The organism is Ruegeria sp. HKCCA0370 (assembly GCF_013033705.1).
Lineage (GTDB): Bacteria > Pseudomonadota > Alphaproteobacteria > Rhodobacterales > Rhodobacteraceae > Ruegeria.
The window spans coordinates 90,997-109,476 of the sequence record NZ_WQEP01000006.1; the positions used below are offsets into that span (position 1 = coordinate 90,997).

Here is an 18,480-nt window from a genome sequence, read left to right on the forward strand (position 1 = left end):
TTTATTGTTTTGCCAGTTCTTCAGAACGGAGCGTTCCTTGGCATTTTTCGTTAAGTGTTTACTGAAGAAAGCGCTTTCTAGAACTTCTTGGGTTTCGAGCGTAATGCTTTTTGCGTTTTTTGGCCTGTTTTGTCGCCTCGAACAGGGATATTGAGTCCGGCATTGTCGACTTGAATCCAATTCGTAGTATGACAGAAAATCTGTATGAACTGACTTGAGTAAAGGAACCGCATCATGCCTTTTGAAGTCTGGCTGGCCTTTGTGGCTGCTTCCACGGCATTGCTGCTGATCCCCGGCCCGACGGTGTTGCTGGTGCTCAGCTATGCCCTGTCCAAGGGGCGCAGTGTCGCCGTCGCGTCCGCCACAGGTGTTGCGGTGGGCGATCTTGTGGCCATGACTGCATCTTTGTTGGGACTAGGCGCGCTTGTTCTTGCATCGGCAACCCTGTTTTCCGTGCTGAAATGGGTCGGCGCAGCCTATCTGGTCTGGCTTGGGGTCAAACTGTTGCGCAGCGCACCGGCCGGTGGATTGAGCACGGTCGACACCGGGCGGGATGTCACCGCGAGCAGAGTATTCGGCCACGCAGCCGCCGTTACTGCCCTGAACCCGAAATCCATCGCCTTCTTCGTTGCCTTTGTGCCGCAGTTCATACGCCCTGCTGAACCACTTGGACCTCAGTTCGTCATCCTGATTGCCACATTCGTCGGGCTGGCCTGGTTGAATGCGTTGGCCTACGCGCTTTTGGCGGACAGGTTGCGGCGGCTTATCGGTCGCGCCAGCGTGATCACTGCGATGACACGATTTGGCGGGTTGACGTTGATCGGAATGGGCATGGCCACGGCGGTCCTGCGCCGACCGGCCTGATACCGCATCAGTCTTCGGCGTGCTCTTTAATGAATCCACGGATAAATCTGCGGATTTCGCGCGCAGCCGACGTGTCCAGCTCTTTGCAAAGCTCGACAAACGAGTCACGTTCATCCCTGTCGAGGCGCAAGACCAACTGACTGTTTTTCTTGGTCGATCCTTTGCCTTCATTCCTGGCCACGTGTATTTTTCCCAACGAAGTTAAGCTCTATCTGGCGATGCCGTGTATATCCATAGCATAGTTTTTGTCGTTATCGGGCACTTAACGGCAAGGACAGGAAATTGACAATGAACCTTTCCACTTTCGGGCAGTTCTTGAGCCGGTTCCTCCCAATTGAAGCCGACCGCGCCTGGGACCCGGACATGTCGAATTGCAAACCAAACAGATTGCTCATTGCGCTTCCGGAAATCCAAGCGCGGGGGGCTGTTTGGAACAGGTGGCAGCAAGCAAGCAAATGGGTCGGAGACTTATCATGGCCGGCGCGCGGGTTGCCTCGGTTTTTTGGCCTGCTCAACGCTGCAACCCAAATCCGCTGCTGATCCGGCCTTGGAATTGTTCCTTGCATGGCCAACCCTCTTGGGCCAAACACAATATCTGTGTTTGACGCTAAAAGGTTGGTCCATGTCCAGAAACAAATCTGTCAAAGATTACATCCGAACCATCGTCGATTTCCCCCATGAAGGGATCATGTTTCGGGATGTGACAACCCTGTTTGCCGACCCCCGCGGGTTTCGGATGGCGATTGACCAGATGCTGCACCCCTATGCCGGTGAGCGGATCGACAAAGTGGTCGGGCTCGAAGCACGCGGGTTCATTCTGGGCGGTGCGATTGCACATCAGTTGAGCGTCGGTTTTGTCCCGATCCGCAAAAAAGGCAAACTGCCCGGCACAACAATCAGTCAGGACTACAAGTTGGAATACGGAGAGGCGATCGTCGAGATCCATGACGATGCCATCCAACCCGGTGAAAAAATTCTGGTGGTTGACGATCTGCTGGCCACGGGCGGAACCGCAGCGGCAGGTATCAAGCTGATCGAACGGCTTGGGGGCGAAATCGTCTCGTGCGCCTTCATCATTGACCTGCCCGAACTTGGCGGCAGCAAAGTGTTGGAAGAGATGGGCATGGACGTGCATGTTCTGTGCGAATTCGAAGGACTCTGACCAGGAGTTTTTCACAAAAACGTGACTGGAAACTGAAAACCGGGCGGGCTTAGCGCGGTTTTTGCGCCGATCAAGGCGCAAAACGGATCAATACAAGTGATCTTGCGGTCAGGTTGCCCCGTAACCCGGGTGATGCTGCTTGAAGCATTTCAACCTAGGGAGTTTAGCTCATGTTCCGCAAATTCGCCGCCGCCGGTGTCGCCTCGATCCTGTTCAGCACTGCTGCATTCGCCGATGGTCACGGCAAGGACATTGTCGACACAGCCGTCGCCGCTGGCAGCTTTGAAACACTCGTCGCGGCAGTTCAGGCCGCCGAACTGGTGGACACACTCAAAGGCGAAGGCCCGTTCACCGTATTTGCCCCCACCGATGACGCGTTCGCGGCTTTGCCCGAAGGCACCGTCGAAAACTTGCTGAAGCCCGAAAACAAGGATCAGCTGGTGGCCATTCTGACCTACCACGTCGTGCCGGGCAAAGTGATGTCAGGTGATCTGAGCGATGACATGACGGCTGCAACCGTACAAGGCGGCGATATCACGATCGATCTGGATTCGGGTGTGATGGTGAATGACGCCAACGTGGTTCAGGCCGACATCGAAACCAAGAACGGCGTGATCCATGTGATCGACAAGGTGATCCTGCCTGCCTCTTAAGAAACAACCGGGCACGGTCCGACGCTCGGGCCGTGTTCACCCTTTCAGAACCGCGCCGGGATTCATGATGCCCTGCGGGTCCAATGCCAGTTTGATAGCCCGCATCGCGCCCAGCTTGGCTGGATCGCCATAGCGTTCCAAATCGTTGGTTTTGAGGCGCCCGACCCCATGTTCGGCACTGACCGAACCGTCGAAGGCGTAAACCAGATCATGGACGGTCTGCTTGATCGCGCCTCTTTGATCATCAAATTCCGATCGGTGCTGCCCTTTGGGCGGGAACACGTTGTAATGCAGATTGCCGTCACCAAGATGGCCAAAGCAATTGATCCGGAAGGGCCCCAGGCCCGCAATCAATTCTCTGCCTTCGCAAATGAAATCGGGGATTCTAGAAATCGGGATCGAGATATCATGGCTCGACACTGACCCGATCAAACGATTGGCTTCGGGAATGCGTTCGCGCACCGCCCACAAATCGGCCCGCTGCGCTTCACTTTGGGCGATTACTCCGTCCTGAACCTGACCAAGCTCTTCAGCGCGAACAAAGAGTTCCTCCAACGCGGCAAATGGTGATTGCCCGTCAGCCAGACCCAGCTCGATCAGCACGCTCCACTCCGGCGGCGAGGCGAACGGTTGACGGACATCCGGCAGAACCTCGGTCAGGAAATCAAGCCCCTGCCGGTGGATCAGCTCAAACGTGCTGACGCCCTCACCCACCTTGTCGCGCGCCAAAGCCAGCAGGTCGATCGCCGCTTCGGGAGAAGCCACCTGAAACACCGCCGTCCCGACACCGGCAGGTCGCGGGAACAGCTTGAGCGATGCCGCAGTGATGATCCCCAGCGTCCCCTCGGCCCCGATCAGCAGGTTGCGCAGGTCATAGCCGGTGTTGTCCTTTCGCAACCGGCTGAGGCCGTGCCAGATCTCACCACTGGGCAGCACCGCCTCAAGCCCCAGGCACAGGTCGCGCGCGTTGCCATACCGCAAAACGTTGACGCCCCCTGCGTTGGTCGACAGGTTGCCCCCGATCCGGCAGGACCCCTGCGCCGCCAATGACAAAGGAAACAAACGGTCTACCGCCTCGGCTGCGGTCTGAACATCTTGAAGAACAGCCCCGGCTTCGGCGACCAGAACGTTCTCGGTTGGAAAGACAGACCGGATGGCGGTCATCCGTTCTAACGAAATCACCAACGGCGCGGGCCCCGCCGACATCACCTGCCCGCCGACCAGGCCAGTGCCGCCGCCATATGGAACGATTGGAACCTGTGCCTGCGCAGAAAGTTTTACCAACTCCGCCACCTCATCGGTGTTGCGCGGCAAGGCCAACAGACCGACCCGTCCCGAAAAACGCCCACGCGGTTCTTCCAAATACCGTTCTTCTACGGGGCGCAGCACACCGTCGCCCAGTTTCGAACGGAGCAGCGCGGCAAAACGGTCATCAGCGGGGTTCAAACTCATGCGCCTCCAATGCCCAAGCGATGCGGTTGCCGCAAGCCTTATTCAAGATCAATCAGATAGCGCGGCTCAAGCACCACAACCGTGGGGCGGTCCGGAAGGTTCCGCAACGACACGGTGATCTCCGAAACCCCGTCGCGCTCAACCGGAAATGTATCCCTGATATCCACCAGGAACCGATCCAGCGAGAACTGCGAGAACCAGTGCATCGGAATGATGACAGAACTCTTCAGCCGTTTCAGAACCGCAATCATATCGGGCAGAGGCATGGTGGTCCCGCCATCAACGGCGGCCATGACCACATCCAGCCGCCCAAGCGCGGCAAACTGCTCATCCGAAGGGACATGATGCAAATGTCCCAGATGACCTATGCACAACCCCTCAACCTCGAACACAAAAATTGAATTGCCGCGTTCTTCGACCCCACCATAAACAGACCGGATATCGGTCGAGACATTGCGCACCAGCATCTCCCCCAGATCCAGATGATGTTCGATACCTTTCCCGAACTCTCCCCACCCCGGAAGAACATGCGGAATGGCCGGGTCGGGATGCGCCGTCCAATGCGTGCCGTGGGCATGGTTCATCGTCACCACGTCAGGGATGAGGTTTGCGCTGCCGATAAATCCGGTAAAATCGGTCACCGCATTCAGCCCGCCGCGGGTCTGGATCATGAAAGAGGCATGCGCGATATAGCTGATCCGCACCGAGAATTCCGGTACCGGATCCTGCCAGGCCGCCCTGTGCAGATACTCGAGTCCGGGCGCCGCATCGGCAATGGCGACACAGTGACTTGGCCGACGCTCCTGCGCAGCGGCCCCGCCCGAAATCACCATCAATGCCGCAATCAACCAGCGCATACCCCGAGTGTAGCGCAGAACGACGACAAGTCATGCCCCTTGTTCATCTGGCCCCAAATATCCCGGGGGAGGCGCGGCTTGCCGCGACGGGGGCAGCGCCCCCTATCCCGCGTCGGTTCTTCCGCGCCGGTCGGACCGCAGGCTGGCATACAGAACATGCGTCCGCCACCGCCCGTTGATTTGCAAATACGACTGCGCCACGCCCTCGTATTTGAAGGCCGAACTTTCCAGCAATCCGCGCGACGCCCGGTTTTCCGGCAGGCAGGCGGCTTCGATCCGGCTCAGGTCCAAACGGGTAAAGGCATGGTGAACCATCGCGCCGATGGCTTCACGCATATACCCTTGTCGGGCAAAAGCCTGACCGGTCCAATACCCCAATGTGCCCGCCTGCGCGGGACCGCGCCGAATGTTGTCCAGCGTGATGGCCCCAACCAACACGTCATCCTCGCGGCGAAACAGAAAAAGCGGGATTGCCGTCCCGGCCGCTACCGAACGTTGTGCCCAATACACACGGTTGGTAAAGGATTTGCGGCTCAGGTGGTCCTTGGCCCAGATCGGTTCCCAAGGTGTCAGATAGTCTTTCGAGGCCCGCCGCAACGCGGCCCAATCGTTGAAGTCGGAATGTACTGGCGGGCGCAGGCTGAGCCGCGCAGTCTCGAGTTTCAGCTTGCGTCTGCCCAACAGCATCACGCCGCCCGCCTCTCCTGTAGCTCGGCCAATGTCGGCGCCCCCGAAACCGGCCCGTACAGCGCCAAAGCGGCAGGTGCGTTGACGGCCATCTGCTCGGCAAATACGCGCACATCTTCGGTGCTGACCGCATCAATCCGGGCCACCGTATCTTCCAGAGACGGGACCCGCCCCCAGATCTGAACCAGCCGCGCCAAGCGTTCGGCCCGGTTTGACGGGCTTTCCAGCCCCATCAACATCCCGGCTTTCATCTGCGCACGGGCACGGGCAACCTCTTCCGTGGTCATGTCCTCTGCTGCGCGCTTCATTTCGTCGATGGTGATAGTGGCAAGCTCTGCCACCTGATCTGCCGAGGTACCGGCGTAGATCGTCGTCGTACCGGTATCGGCATAGGCACCGGTCTGGGCAAAGATCGTATAGCACAGCCCGCGCGACTCGCGCACCTCCTGGAACAACCGCGAAGACATGCCACCCCCCAAAGCGGTGGAATAGATCTGCGCCGTATAGATCGCATCGTCGCGATAGCCCGGGCTTTCCAGCGCAAGTGCGAAATGGGCCTGCTCCAGCACTTTTTCCTGCCGCGCTTCACCACCGGTAAAACGCGCAGGCTCGGCGATCAGCCCGGTGCGTGGTTGCAGATGACCGAACATCTCTTCGGCCATTTTCATCAGCTGATCGTGATCCACGGCACCGGCAGCGGACAGGATCATCTGATCAGGGCCATAATGCTCTGCTACGAAGCCAGAGAGGTCTTCTCGTGAAAACGCACTGACCCGTTCGGAGGGTCCCAGAATGCTGCGGCCCAAAGGCTGGTCGTGATAGCTCTGCTCCTGCAACCAGTCAAAGATCACATCGTCAGGTGTGTCATAGGCCTGGCCGATCTCCTGAAGGATCACGCCGCGCTCAACCTCGATTTCGCGCGGGTCGAAAACCGGGTTCAGAACGATGTCGCCGATCACGTCCATCGCCAGCGCCACGTCGTCCTTCAGGACGCGCGCGTAATAGGCCGTTACCTCGCGCGAGGTATAGGCGTTGATATACCCGCCCACATCCTCGATCGCCTCGGCGATTTGCAGCGCCGAACGTCGCTCGGTTCCCTTGAACGCCATATGTTCAAGGAAATGTGCGATGCCGTTCTGTTCGATCCGCTCATGCCGCCCACCGGCGGTTACCCAGATGCCGATGGCCGCAGATTGCAGCCCCGGCATATGTTCACTGACGATACGAAAGCCGTTCTTCAGTTGGTCTTGTCTGACAGTCACTCGGCGATGTGCCCTTTGATATGATCCTCGATGGCGCCCAGATCGTTGGCGATCCGGGTGACCCGTTCCGGACGTTCATACAGATCAGACATGCGGGATGGAAGAGGCGGATGCACGTCGCTCGCCTTCTCGACTGCGGCAGGGAACTTGGCGGGATGCGCAGTGGCCAAGGTGATCATCGGGGTATCGGTGGCACGGTGGTCTTGGCCGACCTTGATCCCGACCGCAGTGTGGGGGCAGACCAGTTCCGCGCTGTGGGCAAGCGTATGCCTGATCGTCGCCAGCGTTTCGCCTTCGGACACCCGGCCCGAGTCAAAACTCTCGCGCAGCGCTTCCATCGCGCCCTGGCTGACATTGAAGCCGCCGGACTTGAGCTCATCCATCAACTGCGCCACGGCACCGCCGTCCTCGCCATAGGCGTAATACAACGCCCGCTCAAAGTTCGAGCTGACCTGAATGTCCATCGACGGGCTGATCGAGGGGATGGTGTCGCCCTTGAAATACCCCTCACCCGACAGACACCGGTGCAGGATGTCGTTCTGGTTGGTTGCCACGACCAGACGATCGATGGGCAAGCCCATGCGCTTGGCCAGATAGCCCGCGAAGATGTCGCCGAAATTGCCGGTCGGCACGGTGAAGCTGACCTTGCGGTGCGGCGCGCCGAGGCTGACGGCGGCCGAGAAGAAATAGACGATCTGCGCCAGCACCCGGGCGAAGTTGATCGAATTCACACCCGCCAGCTTGACCCCGTCGCGGAAGTCGAAATCGTTGAACATATCTTTCAGCGCAGCCTGACAATCATCGAAATCGCCATCCACGGCCAGAGCATGAACATTGCTGTCCGCAGGCGTCGTCATCTGGCGACGCTGCACCTCGGACACGCGGCCATGTGGGAACAGGATGAATACATCCACGGAATCCAGCCCCCGGAAGGCCTCGATCGCGGCCGAGCCGGTGTCACCGCTGGTCGCGCCGACGATGGTCACGCGATCATTGCGCCGTTTCAGGGCCACCTGGAACAGCTGGCCGATCAACTGCATGGCAAAGTCCTTGAACGCCAGCGTGGGCCCATGGATCAGTTCCAGCAGAAAATGGTTCTCGTTCAGTTGCTTCAACGGTGCGCGGGCGTCATGACCAAATCCTTCATAGGCGTGGGCAATGATCTGCTTGAACTCATCCTCGGCAAAGGACCCGCTGACATAGGGCCACATCACACGGAATGCGATGTCTTCATAGGGCAGACCAGCAAGCGCCGCGATCTCGTCATGGCTCATCACAGGGATCTCGGCGGGCAGATAAAGCCCCCCATCGCGGGCCAATCCGGTCAGCATCGCCTCTTCAAAGGTCAGTTCTGGCGCTTGGCCACGGGTCGAGATGTATTTCATTGCTCTTCACTCTCAGAAGGGGCGCGATTGCGCCACAGGAAATACCCGGTCATCACAGCCCAGACCAGAGCCAAGCCAAACCAGGTGATTGCATATTGCAAGTGATCATTTGGAATCCCCGCCGTATCCACCGGCAAAGGCGTCACGTTCGGGTCGGTCTGGGACCGCGCGATCAGCAACACCGGCTCGGCCCCCAACGCTGCGGCCAGATTGGGCACGTCCCGGGCAAACCAGATGTTGTCGTCAATATCGGGCTCGGGCGTATAGCTGTCGACCTCATCCGGCCAGTGCAGGTTGCCGGTGATCTCCATCGGGCCGGTCAGACGCTGCGCTTGTTTCGCCGTTGTCCGCACAAAACCCCGATCGACCAGAATTGTGCGGTCCTCGGTGCTGAACGATTGGATGATGCGATACCCTGCCCCGACCTGTTTGACCGAAACAAGCACATGGATTTCGCCTGGTTCCATCTCACCCGAAACCGTTACCGGAAGGTATTTGTCGGTGTCCTCTGAAACATGCCTGGGCAAGGCGATGGGGTCGGCTGAAATGCGGCTTTCGATCTCTGCCAACAGCTCCTGTTTCCAGGCCAGACGCTGCGTCTGCCAGATCCCCAGCGACAGCAGAACGCCCAAACCGGCGAGGCCGAAGATCAGCAAGAACAGAATGCGGCGCATGGCAGGGTCGAACCTCGTTTCAGGAACCGGCGTCTTGTTAAGGGGTGTGTGGGCCAAATTGCAACCACGCAATTGTATGGGGCGCAATCTTGCGCCCGGAACAGAGAAAAAGCCGCCCCTCAAGGGCGGCTTTTGCAATTTGATCAGCTGATCGGGCTTACATCAGCGGGGCCTGTCCCCAGATGTAGACCGCGAAAAACAGGAACAGCCAGACAACGTCAACGAAGTGCCAGTACCAGGCCGCCGCTTCGAACCCGACATGCTTTTCCGGTGTGAAGTCGCCTTTGAGGGCCCGGATCAGGCAGACCGACAGGAAGATGGTGCCGATGATGACGTGGAATCCATGGAAACCGGTCGCCATGAAGAAGTTCGAATAGAACTGATCATCGCCAAATTTCCAGCCTTCATGGGCCAGCAGCTCGTAATACTCGAACGCCTGCAAACCGGTAAAGGCAATGCCCAGAACGATACCGATGGCCAGGCCGTTGATCAGCGCTTTGCGGTCGTTGTCATGCACCAGCGCGTGGTGCGCCCAGGTAATAGCACAGCCTGACAGCAGCAGAACCAGAGTGTTGATCAGCGGCAGGTGGAACGGGTCAACCGCGTGGATGTCCGGCTGGATGTATTCGGTGCCGGCATAGTCGTACATCGGGTACATGCGATGTTTGAAGAACGACCAGAACCAGGCAAAGAAGAACATTACCTCGGACATGACGAACAGGATGAAACCGTAGCGCAGACCGATGCGAACGACAGGGGTGTGATCCCCCTGGCGGCTTTCGACAACAACTTCGGACCACCATGCAAACATGGTGTAAAGAACTGCGACCAGACCGGCCCAGAACATCCACGGGGTCAATCCGTGCATCCAAAGGACGGCTCCGAACAACATCACAAAGCCGCCGACAGCTCCGATCAGAGGCCAGATCGACGGGGCCAGAATGTGATAATCATGGTTTTTAGCGTGTGCCATCAGCGTCCCTCACCTACAGGCGTTAATTCGTGTTTGTTTCTGCCTGCGCTTCAAGGGCGGCATAGCCCTCTGGCAGGTCGATTTCGTAGAATGTATACGACAGCGTGATCGTATGAACATACTTTGCTTCAAGATCTTCGACCATTTCAGGATCGACGAAGAAGGTCACCGGCATCTCTACCCGCTCGCCGGGTTGCAGCACCTGCTCTTCAAAGCAGAAACAGGCAATCTTTTGAAAATACCCGCCTGCCGAGTAGGGTGCCACATTGTATGAGGCCTGACCCGCTATTGGACGATCCGTTGGGTTGTAGGCCTCATAGAAAGCCAGCCCGGTCTCGCCGATGCGCACTTCCATCTCGCGAACGACCGGTTTGAATTCCCAGGCCATGTTTTTGGCCTTGGACGCATCAAACCGTACTGTGACCGTGCGGTCCAGAATGTCTTCGGGGGCGGCTTCGGCCACACCGGTTGTACCGCCAAATCCGGTCACGCGGCAGAACCAGTCGTAGAATGGTACCGCCGCCCAGGCCAGGCTGCCCATCAGGACAACCACACCTACGGTTTGAGCGACCGTTTTCTGTGGACCAGACAAAGCCATCAGTTCTGGACCTCCTGTGTGGCCATATTGAAATCAGTGCCCGAGACCTTGACGATCGTCAGGCCGAAAATGATCACGATAAAGGCTACCAGTGTCAGTCCAACGCCCAGATTGCGGCTGAACCGTCTCTGATGCAGTTCATGGCTTTTGCGCAGGCTCATGACCATCCTCCCAAACCATAGGGCTTCAGCAAGGCTTCGGCCAGAATAGCGCCGAAATGCAGGAAGAGGTAGAGCAGCGAAAGCTTGAAAAAGCTGCGTTCGACCTTGAAATTATCGGCCTCCGAGTCATCCTCGGTCCGACGCGAAATTTGCCAGGCGCCGCGCAGGAACAACGCGTTCAACACCAAAGCCACGGTCAGATAGATGGGACCACCGATGCCAGAGAATGCGGTTCCCACCGCCAGTATCGCCAGCAGGGCCGTATAGACGAGAATGTGTACACGCGTTGCACGGCGGCCGTGAGTCACAGTCAGCATGGGCACGCCCGCATCGTCATAGTCCGAGCGCATGAACAGGGCCAGAGCCCAGAAATGCGGCGGTGTCCACATGAAGGTCAGGGCGAACATCAGCCACGGCTCAACCGCCATGGACCCTGTTGCGGCCACCCAGCCGATCACCGGAGGGAAAGCGCCCGCCGCACCACCGATCACGATGTTCTGCGGCGTCGAGCGCTTCAGCCACATCGTGTAGACAACGACATAGAAAAAAATTGTGAAGCCCAGAAACGCACCCGCGAACCAATTGGTCGCAAGGCCCAGCATGATCACCGACAGGCCCGACAGGGTCAGGCCGATGGCCATCGCCTCACCCTCTTCCACCTTGCCGGAGGGGATCGGGCGACCTTTGGTGCGTTTCATCACCTTGTCGATATCCGCATCCCACCACATGTTCAGCGCACCGGATGCGCCGCCACCGATGGCGATGAACAGAATGGCGCAGAACCCGACGAAGGGGTGGACCGGAACCGGGGCCGCCAGCAGACCGACCAGCGCCGTAAACACGACCAGAGACATCACGCGTGGCTTCAGCAAGGCGAAGTAATCGCCAAAGCTGGCCTCGTCCGCGTGGGCGGTCGCTGTGCTGGCATTGATGCTTGCGTCGGTCATCTCGGGTCCTTCTGGGGCGAAAGCTGCGCGGTCAGCCCGCACAGCCTGCATTTCGTGTCAGGCGGGCTTCAACCCGCCCTCAGTGTGCTCAGTTCGATGCAACCTGATAGCTTTGCGGCAAACCGGCATATTCTTCGATCGCGCCTTGCAGCCACTGGTCATACGCTTCCTGGCTGACGACTTTCACGGTGATTGGCATATAGGCGTGGTCTTTGCCGCAGAGTTCCGAACACTGACCGAAGTAGATGCCTTCCTTCTCGGCCTCGAACCACAGTTCCGCCAGACGCCCGGGCACGCCATCCTGCTTTACGCCGAAGGATGGGATGGTCCAGGAGTGAATCACATCAGATGCGGTAACCTGCATCACGATAACCTTGCCAACCGGAACAACAACGGCAGTGTCCGTGGCCAGCAGCCATTCGTCATCGCTGTAACCCGCATCTGCCAGCTTCGCGCGCATGGCATCGTCAAGCACAAACGGGGTCACGTCGGCGTCAGCCGGGCGCGCGCCCTCGTCCAGAGTGGCCGGATGGCCCAGCAGGTAGCTGTCGAAGGCAAAATCGTGATCAACATATTCATAGGTCCAATACCACTGGTTGCCCACGACTTTGATGGTGATATCGCCTTCCGGGATCTCCTGCTGTTTGAACAGAACCGGCAGCGAAAACGCACCGATGAAGACCAGAATCAGGATGGGGCCAAGGGTCCATGCAATCTCAACCGGGGTATAGTGCGAAAAACGTGCCGGTTTCGGGTTAACGCGTTCGTTGTAACGCACGATGCAATAAACCAGCAGGCCGGCAACCAGCAGGCAGATAACGGTGATGATCACCAGAATCATGCCGTCCAGACGCTGAATTCCTGTGGCAAGGCTGGTGGCTGCCGGCTGAAAGCCCATACCGCCGTCAACCGGTTTGCCAATAATCTCAAGCTCCTGAGCCATGGCTGGAAGGCTGGAGAGGGCTGTCATAAACCCTGAAAGCATCAAAGCATTCTTCATGTTCTGTCCTGATCGTTTGATCTTTGCGTCCCTGGCGAAAAGGTGTGAATCGGTCGCACCTCTCCCGTTGTCTTTGGCCGCGTTAAAAACCATATTCCGTCGGGTAGATAAAGCAAAATGCTTGCGTCAAACAGACGCTATTTTTGATCTGGATCAAACCCGAAAGGTCCCAACCCATGTCCGACGCCCCGTTTCGCCCGTTTGAAAGCGCTCTACCGCACGATGAAGCGCTTGCCATTTTGCGCTCGGCCACGGACGGTGCCGAGGACGGAGAGCTGTTTGTCGAGCGGCGAAAATCCGAGTCTCTCGTGTTCGATGACGGCCGTCTGCGCACCGCGTCTTACGATGCGTCGGAAGGGTTCGGGCTGCGTGCCGTACAAGGTGAAGTGGCTGGATATGCGCATTCCACAGACGTTTCGATTCCTGCCCTGAAACGGGCGGCGGAAACGGCAAGACTGGCTGTCGGGGATGGCGGCGGGGTCTTGGCGGATGCTCCGCGCTCCACCAATACGCGCCTCTACACGGACGAAGACCCGATTGATTCTGCCGCGTTCCCGGTCAAGATCGAGACATTGCGTGAGATCGACGCCTTCGCCCGCGATCTGGACCCGCGTGTGGTTCAGGTCAGCGCCACGATCGCGGCAGCCGTGCAAGAAATCGAGATTCTGCGCCCTGACGGTGTGATGGTTCGCGATGTGCGCCCCATGACCCGCGTGAACGTATCGGTCATTGTCGAACAGAACGGACGCCGCGAAAGCGGATCCGCCGGTGGTGGTGGCCGGGTTGGCCTGAGCGGGTTGATCGACCCCGCCGACTGGCAGGCCAAGGCCCGCGAAGCCCTGCGTATCGCACTGGTCAACCTGGACGCAGTTCCTGCGCCGGCCGGTGTCATGGAAGTTGCGCTTGGCCCCGGCTGGCCCGGCATCCTGCTGCACGAGGCCATCGGCCACGGCCTGGAAGGCGACTTCAACCGCAAGGGCAGCTCTGCCTTTGCCGGGTTGATGGGGCAGCAGATTGCTTCAAAAGGTGTGACCGTGGTGGATGACGGCACGATTGCTGATCGTCGCGGTTCGATCACCGTGGATGATGAGGGCACGCCCAGCGCGCGCACGGTGCTGATCGAAGATGGCGTGCTGACCGGCTACATGCAGGACCGCCAGAATGCGCGGCTGATGGGGGTTGCTCCTACGGGCAACGGGCGGCGGCAGAGCTATGCGCACAAACCCATGCCGCGCATGACCAACACGATCATGCTGGGTGGCGAAGCCGACCCGCGGGCCCTGGTAGCCGATATCAAGGACGGTATCTGGGCGGTTGGATTCGGCGGCGGTCAGGTGGACATCACCAATGGCAAGTTCGTTTTCTCGTGCACCGAGGCGTATCGTGTCGAAAACGGCAAAATCGGCGCGCCGGTCAAGGGCGCCACGTTGATTGGTGACGGGCCATCGGCCTTGAAACGTATCCGAGGGCTGGGCAACGATATGGCGCTGGACCCCGGCATGGGTACTTGTGGCAAGGACGGACAATGGGTGCCGGTAGGTGTTGGCCAGCCGACCGTCCTTATGGACGGGCTGACTGTCGGCGGTTCGGCCGCCTGAGTCGGACGCGGCGCAGTCCAAGAGGCGCAGGGTTAACCCAGCGTCTCTTTTTTCCGAAGATCGCCTTAGGTGACCAAAGCGCCCTTTCTGATTGAGCATTATTTATTTTACTTATTATCAATATGTTATATGCTTTCCCCCGACAGAATTGCAAAAAATCACTTCTAATTTTCAACGATTCACAAGCTGTTAACTGCCTGTCCCGTAAACCAGTTCTGCAACAAGGCGGAGCAACGGATGACCGAAGAGCAGCTTTCTTCCAATCACCCCCCACTCCCACCCACCACGGAAGAGGACCGGTTCTCGTGGCTTCGTCTGTTGCGTTCTCGCAAGGTCGGTCCGGTGACATTTCGTCGGCTGCTTCGCGAACATGGCTCAGCGCAGAACGCGCTGGCCGCGCTGCCTGAAATGGCACGCGCCGCCGGTATAAAAGGGTATGAAACCTGCCCCCCCGGCGTGATCGAGGCGGAACTCAGGGCCGCAAAAGCCGCTAAAGCGCGGCTTTTGTGCCTTGGGTCCGCTGAATTCCCCGCGGCCCTGGCTGAACTGAACGAAGCCCCGCCGCTGCTTTGGGCGATCGGAGACGTTTCGCTGCTGCAAAAACCAGCAATTGCGATGGTCGGCGCGCGAAACTGTTCCTCGCTCGGCGCGCGGATGGCACGTGGCCTGGCCACCGAACTGGGCAGCAAAGGGCACGTTATCGTCTCGGGCTTGGCGCGTGGCATCGATACAGCCGCGCATATGGCCGCGCTGGAAACCGGCACGGTGGCAGTCATGGCCGGTGGCGTTGATGTGATCTATCCGGCCGAAAACACGGAACTGGCCCATGACATCGCGTCCCGCGGCTTGCGGATTTCGGAACAACCGATGGGCGTGACACCCCAGGCCCGGCACTTTCCACGCCGAAATCGGATCATTTCCGGGCTTGCGCAGGCGGTTGTCGTCGTCGAGGCTGCCGCCAAGTCCGGCAGTCTGATCACGGCACGGGACGCACTGGATCAGGGGCGCGAGGTTCTGGCCGTTCCGGGCCATCCGTTCGATGCGCGGGCCGCCGGCTGCAATCTGTTGATTCGTGATGGCGCCACACTTGTCCGATCCGCTGAAGACGTTGTTGAAGCCTTGCCGCGGCAGGACGACCTGTTTTCTCGACCAATCGAACCGCGCTCGGAACCAATTGCGCGTCCTGCAAGAAACCTGCACGAGCAAATCATCGCGCGGCTTGGCCCCTCACCCATCGCCGAGGATCAATTGCTGCGGGATATCGCGGCCTCGGCCGGTGAGCTTGGACCGGCGCTGATCGACCTTGAACTTGATGGGCGAATCCAACGTCAGCCCGGAGGTCTGCTGTCGCTGGCAAGTTGATCGAACCCTCCTTACGGCGTGCCCACTTTGTTAAGATCAGTGGTAGCGCACTGAAATCACGGCGCTTTTCCACCGGCGAAAGGAACGCATTGACAATTCCCGCTTGCCCCACACATTTTGCACCACCATAGAAGGCGCCAAATTCGTCGAGCGAGGTTTCCCCTTAAATGCCCGTAGTTGTTGTAGAATCTCCGGCCAAAGCAAAAACAATCAATAAATACCTGGGCCCCGACTACACAGTTCTGGCCTCTTACGGCCATGTGCGGGACCTGCCGCCAAAGGATGGATCGGTCGATCCTGAACATGACTTCTCGATGAAATGGGAGGTCGGTAACGACAGCCGCAAGCATGTCAAGGCCATTGCCGACGCGTTGAAAGAAGACAATGCGCTGATCCTCGCCACCGACCCCGACCGCGAGGGCGAGGCGATCAGCTGGCACCTGCAAGAGGCGTTGACCAAACGCCGTTCGATCAAGAAGGATACGCCCGTCAGCCGCGTCACCTTCAACGCCATCACCAAGGACGCCGTGACCGAGGCGATGCAGAACCCGCGTCAGGTCGATATGCCGTTGGTCGAGGCCTATCTGGCCCGCCGCGCGCTGGATTATCTGGTGGGTTTCAACCTGTCTCCGGTTTTGTGGCGCAAACTGCCAGGTGCGAAATCGGCAGGTCGCGTGCAATCCGTCTGTCTGCGCCTGATCGTCGAACGCGAAATGGAAATCGAGGCATTCAAGCCGGTGGAATACTGGTCGGTTCGGGCGCTGTTCGAGACACCGCGTGGGCAGACCTATGAGGCGCGTCTGGTCACGCTGGCCGGCAAGAAGCTGGACAAGCACGATCTGGCCAATGCGACGCAGGCCGAGCTTGCGGTTCAGGCCATCACCAGCCGCACGCTGAGCGTGACTTCGGTCGAGGCCAAACCCGCCGCCCGCAACCCCAGCGCGCCGTTCATGACATCGACCCTGCAACAGGAAGCCAGCCGCAAGTTCGGCATGGGCGCGCGCCACGCAATGCAGGTGGCGCAGCGGCTTTATGAGGCCGGGTACATTACCTATATGCGGACCGACGGCATCGACATGGCGCCTGAGGCCGTGGCAGCCACGCGCGAAACAATCGCAGATCGCTACGGTGTTGAATATGTACCGGACAGCCCGCGCATGTATAAGAACAAGGCCAAGAACGCTCAGGAAGCTCACGAGTGTATCCGCCCGACGGATATGTCGCGCGATGCCAAGGCGCTGAAGGTCACGGATGAAGATCAGCGCAAGCTTTATGATCTGATCTGGAAACGCACCATCGCCTGTCAGATGGCTGCCGCGCGTCTGGAGCGCACCACCGTCGAGATCGGCAGCGACGACGGTCAGGTCGGCCTTCGCGCCACCGGCCAGGTGGTCATGTTCGATGGGTTCATGCGGGTATACGAAGAAGGCCGGGATGACGTTTCGGACGAGGATGAAAAGCGTCTGCCACAGATCGCGCAGGGCGATCCGGCCCGTTTTGCCAAAACCTCTCTGAAGGATCAGTTTGCCAAGGCGACCAGCGACAGCGGCGACAAGATCGCGAAAGAAGCAATCCTGTCCGAGAACGAATCCGTTCTGGCCCTTCAACACCACACCCAACCGCCCCCGCGCTATACCGAAGCGACGCTGGTCAAAAGGATGGAAGAACTGGGGATCGGGCGCCCATCAACCTATGCCTCGATCGTAACGACGATCCAGGATCGGGAATATGTCCGCAAGGACAAGAACAGGCTGATCCCCGAGGAGAAGGGCCGGATCGTCACGATCTTCTTGCTGAATTTCTTCCGGCAGTATGTGGGGTATGAATTCACTGCCAATCTGGAAAAAGAACTTGATGACGTCAGCGCCGGGGAGCGCGACTACAAAGACCTGCTGGGCAAGTTTTGGCGTGATTTTTCAGCCGCGATTGGCGAGACCTCCGAACTGCGGATTTCGGAAGTGTTGGACAAGCTCGATGAAGCTCTGGCTCCGCAGCTCTACCCGCCGCGCGAGGATGGGTCCGATCCGCGTATTTGCCCGAAATGCGGCACCGGTCAGTTGCACCTGAAGACCTCTCGTACGGGTGGGTTCGTTGGATGCGGGAACTATCCGGAATGTACCTATACGCGCCCGATTGCCGGAGAAGGCGCGGAAGGTGACGAAAGGCTGCTGGGCGAAGATGCCGGGGATGAGATCTGGCTGAAATCCGGCCGGTTCGGTCCTTACGTTCAGCGGGGCGAACCCACGCCCGAGAACAAAAAGCCCCCGCGCGCATCCCTTCCGCGCGGGTGGAGCAAGGATGACATGGACCTGGAAAAGGCGCTGACGCTTCTTTCCCTGCCCCGTCAGATCGGCGAACACCCCGAAGGCGGCATGATCAGCGCGAATTTCGGGCGGTTCGGGCCTTACCTGATGCATCAGCTGCCGGCGGAGGCAAAGCCGGTCTATGCCAATCTGAAAGACCCCAATGACGTGTTCGAGATCGGCATGAATCGCGCCGTTGAGTTGCTGGCCGAAAAACGGGCAAACCCCGGTCGTGGGCGGCGGGCCGCGGCAAAACCCATGAAGGAGTTGGGTGAGCATCCCGATGGCGGCGCGATGCAGGTTCTGGACGGGCGCTATGGGCCTTATGTGAAATGGGAAAAGGTCAACGCAACGATCCCCAAGGACATTAAACCCGAGGACGTGACGCAGGAAATGGCCATCGAGATTGTCAACGAGCGCGCAGCCAAAAAAGGCACCAAAAAAAAGGCCACGTCTAAAAAGAAAGCAACCACCAAGAAAGCAACAACCTAGGCGGTCAGGTGTTCGGGGTTGAACAAGCCCCCCGCAATCGCCGTTTCGGC

At 58.9% G+C, this 18,480-nt stretch carries 18 protein-coding genes; 6 read left to right on the top strand and 12 right to left on the bottom strand.

Annotated elements, in window-relative coordinates; genetic code table 11:
• Positions 1 to 234: 234 nt before the first annotated feature.
• Positions 235 to 864 carry a LysE family translocator gene (locus GOW31_RS13735; RefSeq protein ID WP_171170817.1) on the top strand — a complete coding sequence of 210 codons (630 nt, stop codon included), beginning with the start codon at positions 235 to 237 and terminating at the stop codon, positions 862 to 864.
• A 7-nt stretch (positions 865 to 871) separates the two neighbouring features.
• On the opposite strand, the gene GOW31_RS13740 is transcribed toward GOW31_RS13735, so the two are convergent.
• Positions 872 to 1,045 carry a hypothetical protein gene (locus tag GOW31_RS13740; protein WP_171170819.1) on the bottom strand — a complete coding sequence of 58 codons (174 nt, stop codon included), beginning with the start codon at positions 1,043 to 1,045 and terminating at the stop codon, positions 872 to 874.
• A 441-nt stretch (positions 1,046 to 1,486) separates the two neighbouring features.
• Between GOW31_RS13740 and GOW31_RS13745 the strand changes: the two genes are divergently transcribed.
• Together GOW31_RS13745 and GOW31_RS13750 are read left to right on the top strand one after the other, a co-directional pair.
• Positions 1,487 to 2,026, top strand: a complete 540-nt coding sequence (locus GOW31_RS13745) for an adenine phosphoribosyltransferase (protein WP_152457268.1) — start codon at positions 1,487 to 1,489, stop codon at positions 2,024 to 2,026.
• A gap of 170 nt (positions 2,027 to 2,196) precedes the next feature.
• Positions 2,197 to 2,679 carry a fasciclin domain-containing protein gene (locus tag GOW31_RS13750; protein WP_117869700.1) on the top strand — a complete coding sequence of 161 codons (483 nt, stop codon included), beginning with the start codon at positions 2,197 to 2,199 and terminating at the stop codon, positions 2,677 to 2,679.
• Between the two features lie 36 nt (positions 2,680 to 2,715).
• On the opposite strand, the gene GOW31_RS13755 is transcribed toward GOW31_RS13750, so the two are convergent.
• From GOW31_RS13755 to coxB, 11 genes are all read right to left on the bottom strand, one after another.
• Positions 2,716 to 4,131, bottom strand: a complete 1,416-nt coding sequence (locus GOW31_RS13755) for an FAD-binding oxidoreductase (protein WP_171170821.1) — start codon at positions 4,129 to 4,131, stop codon at positions 2,716 to 2,718.
• 38 nt (positions 4,132 to 4,169) lie between these two features.
• Entirely contained in the window at positions 4,170 to 4,988 is an 819-nt protein-coding gene (locus GOW31_RS13760; RefSeq protein WP_171170823.1) for an MBL fold metallo-hydrolase, read from the bottom strand.
• Positions 4,989 to 5,090: 102 nt separating this feature from the next.
• On the bottom strand, positions 5,091 to 5,675 hold the full coding sequence (locus GOW31_RS13765) for a GNAT family N-acetyltransferase (RefSeq protein WP_171117536.1): 585 nt from the start codon (positions 5,673 to 5,675) through the stop codon (positions 5,091 to 5,093).
• On the bottom strand, positions 5,675 to 6,937 hold the full coding sequence (locus GOW31_RS13770) for a pitrilysin family protein (RefSeq protein WP_171170825.1): 1,263 nt from the start codon (positions 6,935 to 6,937) through the stop codon (positions 5,675 to 5,677). Before GOW31_RS13770 ends, GOW31_RS13765 begins: the two co-directional genes overlap by 1 nt.
• The gene (thrC, locus tag GOW31_RS13775) at positions 6,934 to 8,322 is read right to left on the bottom strand and encodes a threonine synthase (RefSeq protein ID WP_171170827.1); all 1,389 of its coding nucleotides are present in this window, start codon (positions 8,320 to 8,322) and stop codon (positions 6,934 to 6,936) included. The genes GOW31_RS13770 and thrC overlap by 4 nt, the downstream gene beginning before the upstream one ends.
• Positions 8,319 to 8,996: an SURF1 family protein gene (locus GOW31_RS13780; RefSeq protein ID WP_171170830.1), complete on the bottom strand. Its 678-nt coding sequence runs from the start codon at positions 8,994 to 8,996 to the stop codon at positions 8,319 to 8,321. Before GOW31_RS13780 ends, thrC begins: the two co-directional genes overlap by 4 nt.
• 157 nt (positions 8,997 to 9,153) lie before the next feature.
• Entirely contained in the window at positions 9,154 to 9,969 is an 816-nt protein-coding gene (locus GOW31_RS13785; RefSeq protein ID WP_152457261.1) for a cytochrome c oxidase subunit 3, read from the bottom strand.
• Positions 9,970 to 9,991: 22 nt separating this feature from the next.
• Complete coding sequence (locus GOW31_RS13790) at positions 9,992 to 10,567, bottom strand: cytochrome c oxidase assembly protein (protein ID WP_152457260.1); 576 nt, start codon at positions 10,565 to 10,567, stop codon at positions 9,992 to 9,994.
• Positions 10,567 to 10,728: a hypothetical protein gene (locus tag GOW31_RS13795; RefSeq protein ID WP_171170832.1), complete on the bottom strand. Its 162-nt coding sequence runs from the start codon at positions 10,726 to 10,728 to the stop codon at positions 10,567 to 10,569. The genes GOW31_RS13790 and GOW31_RS13795 overlap by 1 nt, the downstream gene beginning before the upstream one ends.
• Entirely contained in the window at positions 10,725 to 11,675 is a 951-nt protein-coding gene (gene cyoE, locus GOW31_RS13800) for a heme o synthase (protein WP_152457259.1), read from the bottom strand. The genes GOW31_RS13795 and cyoE overlap by 4 nt, the downstream gene beginning before the upstream one ends.
• An 88-nt stretch (positions 11,676 to 11,763) precedes the next feature.
• Positions 11,764 to 12,675 (bottom strand): cytochrome c oxidase subunit II, encoded by a 912-nt coding sequence (gene coxB / locus GOW31_RS13805; protein ID WP_152457258.1) that lies wholly within the window; start codon positions 12,673 to 12,675, stop codon positions 11,764 to 11,766.
• A 176-nt stretch (positions 12,676 to 12,851) separates the two neighbouring features.
• Here coxB and tldD point away from each other — a divergent pair, with 176 nt between their 5' ends.
• From tldD to topA, 3 genes are all read left to right on the top strand, one after another.
• The gene (gene tldD / locus GOW31_RS13810; RefSeq protein ID WP_171117528.1) at positions 12,852 to 14,273 is read left to right on the top strand and encodes a metalloprotease TldD; all 1,422 of its coding nucleotides are present in this window, start codon (positions 12,852 to 12,854) and stop codon (positions 14,271 to 14,273) included.
• A 237-nt stretch (positions 14,274 to 14,510) separates the two neighbouring features.
• Entirely contained in the window at positions 14,511 to 15,635 is a 1,125-nt protein-coding gene (gene dprA, locus GOW31_RS13815; RefSeq protein ID WP_171170834.1) for a DNA-processing protein DprA, read from the top strand.
• A 167-nt stretch (positions 15,636 to 15,802) separates the two neighbouring features.
• Positions 15,803 to 18,430 carry a type I DNA topoisomerase gene (gene topA, locus GOW31_RS13820; protein WP_171170836.1) on the top strand — a complete coding sequence of 876 codons (2,628 nt, stop codon included), beginning with the start codon at positions 15,803 to 15,805 and terminating at the stop codon, positions 18,428 to 18,430.
• Positions 18,431 to 18,480: the final 50 nt, after the last annotated feature.